This is a genomic window from Peptoniphilus koenoeneniae (assembly GCF_030812875.1).
GTDB lineage: Bacteria > Bacillota > Clostridia > Tissierellales > Peptoniphilaceae > Peptoniphilus_B > Peptoniphilus_B koenoeneniae.
In genome coordinates, this window is the sequence record NZ_JAUSTN010000001.1 from 1 (window position 1) to 12,667 (window position 12,667).

Consider the following 12,667-nt stretch of genomic DNA (forward strand, 5'->3'; position numbering starts at 1 on the left):
GGATCCACCTGTACCCATACCGAACACAGAAGTTAAGCCTTCATGCGCCGATGGTACTTGGCTGGTAACGGCCTGGGAGAGTAGGTTATTGCCGGATTTTTTAAATAAAAAAATGATCTTAGGTAGCTCAATGGTGGAGCAACCGGCTGTTAACCGGTAGGTTGTGGGTTCGAGCCCCACCCTGAGAGCCAAAAGAAGAGGTCAGGCCGGGGTGGCGGAACTGGCAGACGCACAGGACTTAAAATCCTGCGGTAGTAAAATACCGTACCGGTTCGATTCCGGTCCTCGGCACCAAACAAAAAAATGACGCGGGATGGAGCAGTTTGGTAGCTCGTCGGGCTCATAACCCGAAGGTCGAAGGTTCGAATCCTTCTCCCGCTACCATTTTTTTTAATAAGGCGGCGTAGCTCAGATGGCTAGAGCATTCGGTTCATACCCGAAGTGTCAGGAGTTCAAATCTCTTCGCCGCTACCATAAGGCCCTGTGGTCAAGCGGTTAAGACACCACCCTTTCACGGTGGTATCTCGGGTTCGATTCCCGACAGGGTCACCAAATAAGGACGCATAGCTCAGTTGGGAGAGCACCTGCCTTACAAGCAGGGGGTCATAGGTTCGAGCCCTATTGTGTCCACCAAATGGCCTGGTAGTTCAGCTGGTTAGAATGCCAGCCTGTCACGCTGGAGGTCGTCGGTTCGAGCCCGATCCAGGTCGCCAAAGAAAAGAGAATGGAACTTGCTGGTGTAGCTCAATTGGTAGAGCAACTGACTTGTAATCAGTAGGTTAGGGGTTCAAGTCCTCCCACCAGCTCCATTATTTTTTCATATGGAGGAGTACCCAAGTTGGCCAAAGGGGACGGACTGTAAATCCGTTAGCATCGCTTTCAGTGGTTCAAATCCACTCTCCTCCACCAATAAAAATTAAACAATAAAATAAAATTACTTATGCGGATGTGGCTCAGTGGTAGAGCATCGCCTTGCCAAGGCGAGGGTCGCGAGTTCGAATCTCGTCATCCGCTCCATTTTTTTATATGCGCCTTTAGCTCAGCTGGATAGAGCGTTTGACTACGGATCAAAAGGCCGGGGGTTCGAATCCTCTAAGGCGCGCCAATAGCCATAAAATTTTTATGGCTATTTTTTTTTATTTAAAATTTTAAAAATGATAAAATTAAACAAGAGATTTTTTATTTTAGATATGGTAAAATGAAATTGCAAAAAAACTAAAAAGAAATTGTAAAAAAACTAAAAAAGGAGATAATAATGAACAAAAGAATATTAAAACTTATCCTCATACCAGTACTTATATTTTCAATAATAGAAAAAACATATGGAGAAGATAATCAACAATTTAAAATTACCGTAAATAAGAATAAAATACAAATGAACCAAAACTCAGGCTATCCATATATAGCAAAGGGAAACAGAACCATGGTGCCCCTAAGAGTAGTATCAGAAAACATGGGCTTTAAAGTAGACTGGAAGAGTGAAACTCAAGAAATCACCATGACAAACTCAGGCTTAGGCAGGAATTTAAACCTACAAATAGGAAACACCAAAGCAAGCCTAAATGGAAAAGAAATAAACATAGACCAAACAGGTATAATAGCCCCAATAATAAGAGGGGACAGAACATATGTACCTTTAAGATTCATAGCAGAGAACATGGGTTATAAGGTAGATTATAAGAAGGAAAATAATTTACATCAAATAGCAATTTACCTTGCAAACCAAAGTAACCAAGCAAAAGGAGATTTAAGCGAAGACCAATTATTAAACTTAACCTTTAAGCGTATAAAAGAAAGATATGAAACTTGGGATAGACCAGGTGATAACAGTGCTATTGTAAGTGGAAGAATAGCAAGTAGACCCGTAAAAGGAGAGTATCCCGGCAAGGTTTCTGATAAGTGGGTTGCTCCTGATTTGTGGTTAAATTATTGTGACCCGTGGAATAATGACTTTTTTACAAAAACTATTGCTCCTTGGGCTTTTCAGTTAAATAATCATAATGATTTTAAAAATGCTCCTGATGATTGGCAAATGGCTATTGAGCTTATTGACCAAAGATTTTCTCCTTATATAAAACATATTGACGCTAAAAAATTAGGTCATCAATACATTAAGGATGGAAAGTGTGTTGGTAAAAGTGGAAAAATCCATGACTCAGGATTTGCTGGAGATTATTTAAAGGAATGGGCTAAGGATACTTATGCTGTAGCTGGGCTTGAAGATTTATTTGTTGGAAACCCTGAAAACTATAACTTTTTAAAGACAAAGGGTAAGGATGAACTTCTTGCTCCTGCTATGGGCGACCTTATTAGATACAAGCTTATTGTTAGGGAAGGCGAGGAAGAGCATGCTTATGAGTTTGATGTAAGATATATGTTCTTAACTACAGAAAAGACTTTAAATAGAATTACTGACCCAGCTATTAGGGCAGCTATTAAAACTCATTTCCAAGGGAATGGAAACTATAAAAATAATAACAGAGGTCTTGGATCTGAAATTTTCAATATAAAACAACTTTATTAATATTCATCTTTATTATTTTTCACTTTTTTATCTTTTTTATCTTTTTGTATACCCCCTTATGGGGGTATTTTTTTATTGCAAAAAAACATTTCTTACAATGAATAATTTTAAAAACATATCTCTAATATATAGAGTAAGAATAATCATATTTTTTCATTAATAAGAAAGGAGACAAGGGCAGTTGCCCGAAATTTATGAAATTCAAAAGAATTACAACATTTATACTATCTTTAGTAATGTTAATAGGAATGATTCCTGTAGATTCAGTATATGCAGGTGCAGATCTTATTGATAAAAAAAACAAAGACAAAACAGAATGGGACGGCAAAACCGACTGGACCAGACCCTACGATGAAAACATGGGTATAGATCCAAAAACAGGCAAAAACGTTTACACCACAAATCCGGGTGGTCCTGGCTTTGGAGATTCCTACACCTACAGGCAGTGGATGGCTATAATGCTTAACTGGGCTGGAATCAAGTATTTGCCGGAAGAAGAAGGAAAGGGCGTTGACAAAAAGACTGGGGAAACGGCTTTTAGAGAAAGCAGAATTATGTATGACGTTTTGGTTGAGCAGCCCAACGGAGAAGTCAAAGCGTTTTCAGGCTTTGGGTTCAAGGGAAGGCCAATGTATAAACATTTGCTGAATGCAGAAAACAAGGACAAAAAAATAGAGGAGATTGATTGCAGTAAGTTCTTTAGTGTGAAAAAGATTGTGGGGTAAGGAGGGGAGTGTGAGGGGGACATAGGGGCGTTTAGCCCATTGGTCCCCCTCACAAAAAAATATTATATATGGCATTTTTATCCTAAGTACGATAAAAAACATAAAACCCAATGTAGGGTTTATTTATTCGAACAGGTTTCAAAAAAATAAACCCTTGCAAGCCAATGTAGGGACCAATTTATTGGTCCGATCGCCGTAAGGCGAATGATTTGAAACAAAATAAAAAACGAAAAATAAAAAATATAGAAAAAATTTCAATTGAAAATTTTTAAAAATAAAAATGCTTTACGTAGAGCGTAAAAAAGAGAAAATAAAATTCATTTTATTTTCATAAAAATGTGATAATCTAAAATAGGTGATAGATATGAAGATTTTAGTTGTAGAAGATGAAAAAGATTTAAATAAAATTATAGTAAAGCACCTTTTAAAACAGGATTTCATAGTTGATTATGCCTATAATGGCTTGGAAGCTTTGGATTTTGTTGCATATACAAAGTATGATTTAATTATTTTGGACATTATGATGCCTGAAATGGACGGATTTGAATTTGCAAAAAAAATAAGGGATGAAGAAAATGATACTCCTATACTTTTTTTAACTGCAAAAGATACTATTGAAGATAGGGTTAGGGGTCTTGACTTAGGTGGAGATGATTATTTAATAAAGCCCTTTGATTTTAAGGAGCTTCTTGCGAGAATAAGAGCTATTGTCAGAAGAAAAAATGGGGAAAGTTCAAATATAATAAGGGTTTTTGATTTAAGTGTGGATATAAATAAAAAGCAGGTAAAAAGAGGTTCCAAGCTTATAGATTTAACTGCAAAAGAGTACCAAGTTTTAGAGTACCTTTTAAGAAATAAAAATCAAATTCTAACAAGGGAAAATATAAGAGATGGTGTTTGGCCCTATGATTCTTCTGCGGAGTCTAATGTTATAGATGTTTTGATTAAAAATATAAGAAAAAAAATAGATATAGAAAATTCAAATAAGTTGATAACTACAAAAAGAGGACTTGGATATGGAATTTTTGACCAATAAATTAGGGGTGAAATTAAAAAAAATCCCTATTACAAAAAGGATAACTGCCTGGTATTCTTTTTTTATAATAATCTTATTTATAATTTTACTTACAAGTTCTGTCTTCATTTCAAAAAATATTTTACAGAATAGGGCTGAAAAAAAGTTAAAGAAAACTGTAGAAAGTTTACAAAATAAGAAGGGCAATTTTGAATATTTTGATAATGGGGTATTTTTTCTTTTTTACGATGAGTTTGGAGGAATAAAGGGGATAAAACCAAAAGATTTTGACACTAACCTTCCTGTGAGCTATTCGGGAATTTCAAAATATATAAGAAAAGACGGATCTTATCTTTATTATGATGTTAAATTAGATGAGAATGGCAGTTTTTTAAGGGGAATTTTGCCTGAAAATATAGTTTTTCATGAGCTAAGTAAGTTCTTTTTATTATTTTTAGTAGTAAGTCCCATATTAATTATTTTAATAATATATATAGGCTACAAAATAGCTGATAAATCCTTTAAGCCTATTAGAAATATAACCAATACTGCAAGGGAGATAAAGGAAAAAGGAGATTTGAAAAAAAGAATTTTAATTGGTGAGGGCAAAGATGAGGTTCATGATTTGGCCAGGACTTTTAATGGTATGTTGGATACTATCGAAGAGTCTTTAGACCGAGAAAAAAGGCTTACTATTGACGTTTCTCATGAGCTTAGGACTCCTCTTTCGGTTATAATGAGCGAAAGCGAATATGGCAAAGAATATATAAAAGATGAAGAGGCAAGGGAGTTATTTGAGATAATAAACAAGCAATCGGAAAAGATGAGGGCTTTGATAAATCAAATAATGGAGCTTGATAAGCTTGAAAGAGATTTTAAGGTGGATGATAAAATAGATTTTTCTCAAATGATTTTAAATAATTGTCAAATTTATGAGAGTGCCTACAAGGATATAAAATTTATAATAGATGTGGAAAAAAATTTAAAAGTATCAGGTAATAAAATAATGCTTGAAAGATTATTTGATAATTTAATTTCCAATGCAATAAAATTTAAAAAAACTTATATAGAAATAAGACTTTTCAAGGAAAAAAATAGAGTCATCCTTGAGGTAATAAATGATGGGGAAAAAATTTCTAAGGAAGATTCAAAGAAAATATTTAACAGATTTTATCAAGTTGATTCTTCAAGAAATAAAGATCTTAAAGATGGCTATGGCCTTGGACTGTCCATAGTTGATAAGATAAGCAAACTCCATGGAGGACAAGTTTCTATGGAAAGTGATGAAGAAAAAACAATCTTTAGATTATCTTTAGAAAGTAAGGAAAATTAAATGTTATAATTAAAAAAGGTGATAAGGTGAAAATTTTAATTATAGAAGACAACATTGATATAAACAATTTGTTAAGGGATATTTTAATTAAGGAAAACTATGAAGTTCGCCAATGTTTTACAGCTATGGAGGCTTTGCTGCAAAAAGATTTGGAAGAATTTGATTTGATGATTTTAGATTTAATGATGCCTGTAAAAAGTGGGGAAGAATTTATAAAAGAAATAAGAGATAAGTCAATTTCTATACCTATAATAGTTATAAGTGCAAAAATAGATGTGGATTCAAGGGTCAATGTATTAAATATAGGGGCAGATGATTTTATAAAAAAGCCCTTTGAAAAGGAAGATGTCCTTGCAAGAATTCAAGCAAATATAAGACGGTATAGAGAATTTTCAAAAATAAATTCATCTTTAAATTATAAAAATTTAAAATATAATAAACAAATGGAAAATTTTACAATAAATGGAAATGAGCTTCAACTTACAAAAACCGAACTCAACATTTTAAAACTTTTTATAAAAAATCAAAACAGGATTTTTACAAAGAAAAATTTGTACGAGGCTGTTTGGCAAGATAATTTTGCAGCTGATGAAGATACTATAAATGTTCACATTTCAAACATTAGAAACAAAATAAAAAAATTTGATTCAGAAGAGTATATAGAAACAGTTTGGGGAATAGGATACAGGCTAAGAAAATAGCCTGTTATTTTTTTAGAAAAACTTTAGAATTCCTTAAGACCTTATTAAATTAAGTGTCTGATAATAGTATCAGGAGGTAATTATTATGATTATAGAAACAAGAAATCTAAATAAAAAATTTGGAAATTTTCAAGCTTTGAAAAATTTAAATTTAAGTATTGAAGAAGGGGATATTTATGGTTTGGTAGGTCCCAATGGAGCTGGAAAGTCCACTTTATTAAAAATTCTTGCAGGCCATATAAATAAAAGTGACGGTACCTTAAAAATATTTGAAAAAGAAAGTCAAGAGAACCTTAATAAAGCAAGAAGTCAAATGGGATTTTTAATAGAAAATGCTGCTTTTTATGATTATATGACAGGAAAGCAAAATTTAATTTATATAGCAAAATTAAAAGGCTTGGATCCTAAAAATGAAGATATTTGGGATTTATGTAAAACTTTTAAAATTGATGACAGTTTAAATAAAAAGGTAAAATCCTATTCAACAGGTATGAAACAAAGACTTGGCATGGTTGCAGCAACTATGAATAGACCTAAAATTTTAGTCCTTGATGAGCCTATAAATGGCCTGGATCCTCAAGGTATAGTTGAGCTTAGAAATTTTATAAAAAAAATTAATTTGGAATGGTCCACAAGTATTATAATATCATCTCATATACTATCGGAACTTTCAGTTGTGGCAAATAAATTCGCCTTTATAAAAAAAGGAGAGTTAATTGAAGAAATAAGCCTAGAAAAATTACATGAAAAAAGCAAAAGGTATTATGAACTTGAATTTGAAGATCCTGATTTGAAAAAAGCTTTGCCAATTCTTGAAGAAAATAAGTTTATTGAAGACTATAAAGTAAAAAATGATTCTTTTGTGGAAGTTTATAATGAAGTGGACATAAAAAAATTACAGGAACTTCTTGGAAAAAACGGAATATTTTTAAAATCTTATAAAAAAAATGAAGGCAATCTTGAAGATTACTATGTAAACTTAATGGAGGAAAAATGAAAAATTTTATAAAAGCTGAGTTTTATAAAATAAAAAATAAAAAAAGTATTTGGATTTGGCTTATTTTTGTTCCTTTAATAATTTTAGTTCTATTTTTACAAATGAAGGGGGCAAATTCTTCTAACTTAAAAGATTTAAGTGTTGAAACTAACACATATCCATATATGCTTCCTTGGGTTTTGCTTTTAGTGGGAATATCGCCTCTTTTCACAATTTTTGTGGGACTTACAGTTCTGTCAGGAGAATTTAGAGAAGGGGGAAAGGTAAGGCAAGTTGAAGCAGGCTACTCAACAAATAAAACCTATTTGGCAAGATATTTTTTAATAATACTTATAGGATGCCTTTATATATTATTTTTGCTTTTAATTTTCAGCTTGGGAAATTTGCTCTTGGGCTTTAATTTTAGGCAAGTTTTAGTATTTTTTACAACTTTATTTAAAATCTTTACCCTTGGAGTATTTCCACTTTTTGCCTTGGGAGCCTTTATACAAATGGCTTTATATTTAAGCAGAAGCGAGATAGCAACTGTGTTTGCATGGCTATTTTTTACATTTTTTTATAAAGCCATAGAGGAAATTTTAAATAACTTAAATATAAATATTTTTTCAAAAATAAGCCAATATTTTCCTACAGAATTAATTGTAGATATCTTAGCAAAGGTAGGAATAAATAATTTTGAGATAGATTCAAAAACTTATATAAGAGTTATTTTAGTATCATTAATATGGATTATTTTATTTAATTTAATAGGGATGACATTTTTTAAAAGGAGGAGATTTCAATGAAAAATTATTTAAAGGGCGAATTTTATAGACTAGGGAAGGATAAATCAAACTACTTTTTATTTATTTTACCTCTTATTATTTTGCTCTTAGGAATTTTTGTAAATATAAATATTTTACCTGAAGATTATGTGGGAACGGAAAGAACGGTAAATTCTTTAGTTTTATCTTTTGCTTTAGCAATGACAATTTTAGTGGCAAATCCTTCCTTTGGCAGAGAATTTAAAGAGGGGGGACTTCAAAGGGGATTTGAATCAGGAATAAGCCCCAGGGAAATATACCTTTCTAAGATAATAGTTACTAGTATATACGGGATTATAAGCGCAGCATATGCTTCTCTTATTTTATTTATAGTCCTTGCCCTTAAAATGGAAAATATAGGAGGAGCTTTTGAAATAATAAAAAGTTCTTCCCTACATTTACTTTTAGAAATGCCAATTCTTTTTTCTGCAATTGCCCTTATAATGGCTCTAAACTGTTTGATAAAAAAAGAAGTAGTAACAGTTTTTATTTGGCTTTTTGCTATTAGCAATTTAAACTTTGTTGCTCAACTTTTAAGTTATTTATTTAAAACTGATATTTTCCTTGAGCTTAATAAAATTTCCTTTCAAAAACTGATAGGAGCTATACCTATAGGTAATGAAATTTTTCAAAATATAAAATTTTTAAATTTTGAAATAAATAATATTTTGTTTATTTTCACTGTAAGTCTTTTTTATTTCATGATTTTTCATATAATTGGATTTACAAAATTAAAAAATAAAAGGTTGGAATAATGAGCTTATTATTTCTTTTTATAATAGTAATTTTAATTTCATATATTATTTATCAAAAAAAGATAATAAAAAATTTTAAAGATAATTTTTTTTCGATTTTAAAAAATAGGTCTGTAAGCAAAGTACCTTTATCAGGCAACGATGATTTAGATTCTGTAAATGAAGAATTAAATAGCATTATTCTTGAAAATCAAAAATTAAAGATTGAAATTGAAAATCTTAATAAAAAGCATAAAGAAATACTTGCAAATTTAAGCCATGATTTAAGAACTCCTCTTACATCTATTTTAGGCTACTTAGATTTAATAGATGATAAAGAAAATTCTTATTTAAAAACTGTAAAAGAAAAAAGTCAGTTTTTATCTAAACTCATAGAGCGTTTTTACGAGTATTCTCTTGCCAGCATAAATGAAAATTTGGACTTTGAATTAATAGATCTCTATGAACTTTTAGCTCAAGCACTCTTATTTTACTATGATGACTTTAATAAGAAAAATATAGAAGTGGAATTTTGCATTGAGGAAAATGTAAAAATATTAAGCGATTTAAAATCTTTAAAAAGTGTAGTTTTCAATGCTCTTGATAATATGTTAAAATATTCAAAGAGTCATTCAAAGATAGAATATAATAAAGAAAAAAAATCTTTATATTTTATAAATGACACTGATTTAAAAGACGGAGATTACGATTATTTATTTGGCAGATCTGTTGTCATTGAAAAATCAAGAAATTCTACTGGACTAGGCCTTGCAATTATAAAGGAATATTTAACCAAAATAAAGGCAAGGGGAAAAATATATGTAAAGGATAAAAATTTTATTTTAGAAATAGATTTATGAGAAATTTTTGGGATTTAAATTATGGAGAAGCCGGATTTGAATTTTATGGAGTATATCATTTTACATGTGTACTTCTTATTATTTTTTTCGGAATACTTTTTTACAAACCATGGAAAAAAAGTAAAACTTTTAGAAAAATACTTGCAGTAACACCTATTACTTTGGAAATTTTAAGGCTTATAGCTGTGCTTTTAACGGGACATTATGACAGCTCATATTTGCCCTTTCATCTTTGCCTTTTCGGGGCAGAATTTATAGCGGTAGATGCTTTTATAAATAAGAGATTTATAAAATCCTGTCTATTTTTTCTATTTATGCCTGCAGCCTTTTTAAGTTTGTTTACGCCAGGCTGGACAGAAGTTAATAAATTATCTTATGTTGCAATTTCTTCTTGGATTATTCATGGGATAAATACTTTTTATCCTCTATACATTGTTATTTCAAAAGAATATGTGCCTAAGTTTAAGGAAATTTTATATCCGCTTATATTTTTAATAGGGATTTTACCTGTAATAAAATTTTTAAATAAAGTTTTCGATGCCAACTATTTTTATATAAGAGATCCCTATCCAGGATCTTTCTTGGAAATAATAAAAAATGTGTTTCCAAATTATATAATGGGTTTATATTTAGTAACATTTCTTGTAATGATAATGGTTTTTTTGATTTACAAGAGTGTGATTAAAGTCACAAATAAGAAAAATTAGAGCTTTTAAAAGCTCTTTTTTTTTATTTTTTGAATGACTTTTTTTCAAAATCTGTTATAATATAATTCATAGTAAATTTGTAGGATATATAGGAGGAAAAATGAAAGAAGAACTTTTAAAAATAGAAAATCTAAGTGCAGGCACTGAAGATAAATTAATTCTAAAAAATATAAATTTAAGTATAAATTATGGAGAAGTCCATGTAATTATGGGACCTAATGGAAGCGGTAAAACTACCCTTGCTAATCTTATAATGGCAAATCCAAAATACATTGTTAAAGATGGCGACATAAAAATGGACGGTAAGAGCATAATGGATCTTACTACAGATAAGAGGGCTAAAGAAGGCCTATTTATGAGTTTTCAATCTCCAATGGCAGTTTCAGGTATAAGTGTTGAAAACTTTATAAGAACTGCTATACAAGAAAGAAGTGAGGAAAATATTTCTTTTGTTAAGTTCAGAAAAAAATTATATGCTGAAATGGATGAACTTAAAATGGATCATTCTTATGCTGAGAGATATTTAAATTTAGGATTTTCAGGAGGAGAAAAGAAGAAAAATGAAATTCTTCAACTTTTAATGATAAACCCTAAACTTGCTATTCTTGATGAAACTGATTCAGGACTTGATGTTGATGCTACAAGGATAGTATCAAAGGGAATAGAGAGATTTCATAATAAGGACAATGGAGTTTTGATTATAACTCACCACCAAGAACTTGTTAGAAATGTAGTACCTGATTTTGTCCATGTTATAATTGATGGACGAATTGTTAAGACAGGAGATGCAAGTCTTGTTGAAAAAATTGAAAGAGATGGATTTAACTGGATAAGAGAAGAGGTAGAACTTGGTAAATAAAAAGAAAACTGAAATTGATGAAATGGATAGGGGTATCTATGACATCAAGAATAAATTTGAATATAGATCAAAAACTGAAAAAGGAATTTCAGAAGAAATTGTAAGACAAATTTCTAAAGAAAAAAATGAACCGGATTGGATGCTTGAAAAAAGACTTGAGGCTTTAAAAATATTTAACCAAAAGTCAAATCCTTCTTGGGGACCGGATATAAGTGAAGTTGATATGGATAAGGTTACAACTTATATAAGACCTAAGGCGGATATGAGTGATGACTGGAAAGAGGTTCCTGAAGATATAAGAAATACTTTTGACAAATTGGGAATACCTGAAGCTGAAAAAGAATCTCTTTTATCAGGGGTTGGAGCTCAATATGACAGTGAAGTTGTATATCACAGTATTCAAAAGCATCTTTTGGAACAAGGGGTTATTTATACGGACTTTGAAAGTGCCGTAAAAAAATATCCCAAAATTATTAAAGAGTATTTTGGAACTTGCATAAGACCAACTCTTCACAAATATGCAGCTCTTCACTATGCTGTATGGAGTGGAGGAAGCTTTGTATATGTGCCTAAGGGGGTAAAAGTTGATATACCTCTTCAATCTTATTTTAGGTTGAATGCACCAGGAGCAGGTCAATTTGAGCATACTTTAATAATTATTGAAGAAGATTCCTATTGTCACTTTATTGAAGGCTGTTCAGCACCTAAATATAATGTATTGAATCTTCATGCAGGGGCTGTGGAACTTTTTGTTAAGAAAAATGCAACTTTAAGATACTCAACTATTGAAAATTGGTCAAGAAATATGTACAACCTAAATACTAAAAGGGCAATAGTAGAAGAAAATGGGCTTATTCAATGGATAAGTGGTTCTTTTGGTTCAAAGGTAAGTATGCTATATCCTTGCTCTGTTCTAAAAGGAGAAAGGGCTAGCAGTGAATATACTGGCATTTCATTTGCAGGACCAGGACAAAATATAGATACAGGGGCTCAGGCAATTCACCTTGCTCCCCACACAACATCTACAGTAAATTCAAAGTCCATATCAAAGGGCGGAGGAATTGCAGTTTATAGGGGACTTGTAAAGATAAGTGAAAAGGCAAAAGATTCTAAGAGCAGTGTTTCCTGTGAGTCATTGATGCTTGATAGCAAGTCACGTTCAGATACTATTCCTGTAATAGATATAAAAACTAAGAATGTAGATTTCGGTCATGAAGCTAAGATTGGAAGAATTTCTGATGAAGTAATTTTCTATTTAATGAGTAGAGGAATTAGCGAATTGGAGGCTAAATCCATGGTTGTAAGAGGATTTGCAGAACCTGTAGCAAAAGAACTCCCTATGGAATATGCAGTTGAAATGAACAATCTTATTAACCTTGAACTTGAAGGCGCTATTGGATAAGGAGGCC

At 31.2% G+C, this 12,667-nt stretch carries 12 protein-coding genes, 11 tRNA genes and 1 rRNA gene; all 24 read left to right on the forward strand.

The annotated features are described in order from the left end of the window. Nucleotides 1-97 (forward strand): 5S ribosomal RNA (rrf, locus tag J2S72_RS00005); the annotation flags it as partial. A 19-nt stretch (nt 98-116) separates the two neighbouring features. Then, nucleotides 117-191 (forward strand) — tRNA-Asn (locus J2S72_RS00010). A gap of 14 nt (nt 192-205) precedes the next feature. After that, nucleotides 206-294 (forward strand) — tRNA-Leu (locus J2S72_RS00015). Between the two features lie 13 nt (nt 295-307). Then, nucleotides 308-384: transfer RNA gene (locus J2S72_RS00020), tRNA-Met, on the forward strand. A 13-nt stretch (nt 385-397) separates the two neighbouring features. Continuing rightward, nucleotides 398-474, forward strand: a tRNA-Met gene (locus J2S72_RS00025). Nucleotides 475-477: 3 nt separating this feature from the next. Next, nucleotides 478-552 (forward strand) — tRNA-Glu (locus J2S72_RS00030). Nucleotides 553-557: 5 nt separating this feature from the next. Then, nucleotides 558-633: transfer RNA gene (locus tag J2S72_RS00035), tRNA-Val, on the forward strand. Between the two features lie 3 nt (nt 634-636). Next, a tRNA-Asp gene (locus tag J2S72_RS00040) sits at nt 637-713 on the forward strand. 20 nt (nt 714-733) lie between these two features. Then, nucleotides 734-809 (forward strand) — tRNA-Thr (locus tag J2S72_RS00045). A gap of 14 nt (nt 810-823) precedes the next feature. Continuing rightward, a tRNA-Tyr gene (locus J2S72_RS00050) sits at nt 824-909 on the forward strand. Between the two features lie 33 nt (nt 910-942). Further along, nucleotides 943-1,017: transfer RNA gene (locus J2S72_RS00055), tRNA-Gly, on the forward strand. Nucleotides 1,018-1,028: 11 nt separating this feature from the next. Continuing rightward, a tRNA-Arg gene (locus J2S72_RS00060) sits at nt 1,029-1,105 on the forward strand. Between the two features lie 150 nt (nt 1,106-1,255). Beyond that, nucleotides 1,256-2,524, forward strand: a complete 1,269-nt coding sequence (locus J2S72_RS00065) for a copper amine oxidase N-terminal domain-containing protein (RefSeq protein ID WP_307494792.1) — start codon at nt 1,256-1,258, stop codon at nt 2,522-2,524. Between the two features lie 194 nt (nt 2,525-2,718). Beyond that, complete coding sequence (locus tag J2S72_RS00070; protein ID WP_307494793.1) at nt 2,719-3,249, forward strand: hypothetical protein; 531 nt, start codon at nt 2,719-2,721, stop codon at nt 3,247-3,249. A 364-nt stretch (nt 3,250-3,613) separates the two neighbouring features. Then, nucleotides 3,614-4,285 (forward strand): response regulator transcription factor, encoded by a 672-nt coding sequence (locus J2S72_RS00075; protein ID WP_307494794.1) that lies wholly within the window; start codon nt 3,614-3,616, stop codon nt 4,283-4,285. Then, complete coding sequence (locus J2S72_RS00080; protein WP_307494795.1) at nt 4,266-5,597, forward strand: sensor histidine kinase; 1,332 nt, start codon at nt 4,266-4,268, stop codon at nt 5,595-5,597. The genes J2S72_RS00075 and J2S72_RS00080 overlap by 20 nt, the downstream gene beginning before the upstream one ends. A gap of 26 nt (nt 5,598-5,623) precedes the next feature. After that, on the forward strand, nt 5,624-6,298 hold the full coding sequence (locus J2S72_RS00085; protein WP_307494796.1) for a response regulator transcription factor: 675 nt from the start codon (nt 5,624-5,626) through the stop codon (nt 6,296-6,298). 85 nt (nt 6,299-6,383) lie between these two features. Then, on the forward strand, nt 6,384-7,295 hold the full coding sequence (locus J2S72_RS00090) for an ABC transporter ATP-binding protein (RefSeq protein ID WP_307494797.1): 912 nt from the start codon (nt 6,384-6,386) through the stop codon (nt 7,293-7,295). Continuing rightward, nucleotides 7,292-8,080, forward strand: coding sequence for an ABC-2 transporter permease family protein (locus J2S72_RS00095; protein ID WP_307494798.1), 789 nt, complete (start codon nt 7,292-7,294; stop codon nt 8,078-8,080). The genes J2S72_RS00090 and J2S72_RS00095 overlap by 4 nt, the downstream gene beginning before the upstream one ends. Continuing rightward, nucleotides 8,077-8,853: an ABC transporter permease gene (locus J2S72_RS00100; protein ID WP_307494799.1), complete on the forward strand. Its 777-nt coding sequence runs from the start codon at nt 8,077-8,079 to the stop codon at nt 8,851-8,853. Before J2S72_RS00095 ends, J2S72_RS00100 begins: the two co-directional genes overlap by 4 nt. Next, nucleotides 8,853-9,692 (forward strand): sensor histidine kinase, encoded by an 840-nt coding sequence (locus J2S72_RS00105; protein WP_307494800.1) that lies wholly within the window; start codon nt 8,853-8,855, stop codon nt 9,690-9,692. Before J2S72_RS00100 ends, J2S72_RS00105 begins: the two co-directional genes overlap by 1 nt. Continuing rightward, a complete protein-coding gene (locus tag J2S72_RS00110; RefSeq protein WP_023054812.1) occupies nt 9,689-10,399 on the forward strand; it encodes a YwaF family protein in 711 nt (236 codons plus the stop codon). Before J2S72_RS00105 ends, J2S72_RS00110 begins: the two co-directional genes overlap by 4 nt. A 100-nt stretch (nt 10,400-10,499) precedes the next feature. Next, entirely contained in the window at nt 10,500-11,258 is a 759-nt protein-coding gene (gene sufC / locus J2S72_RS00115; protein ID WP_023054804.1) for a Fe-S cluster assembly ATPase SufC, read from the forward strand. After that, a complete protein-coding gene (gene sufB, locus J2S72_RS00120) occupies nt 11,248-12,660 on the forward strand; it encodes a Fe-S cluster assembly protein SufB (RefSeq protein WP_023054822.1) in 1,413 nt (470 codons plus the stop codon). Before sufC ends, sufB begins: the two co-directional genes overlap by 11 nt. Nucleotides 12,661-12,667 lie beyond the last annotated feature (7 nt).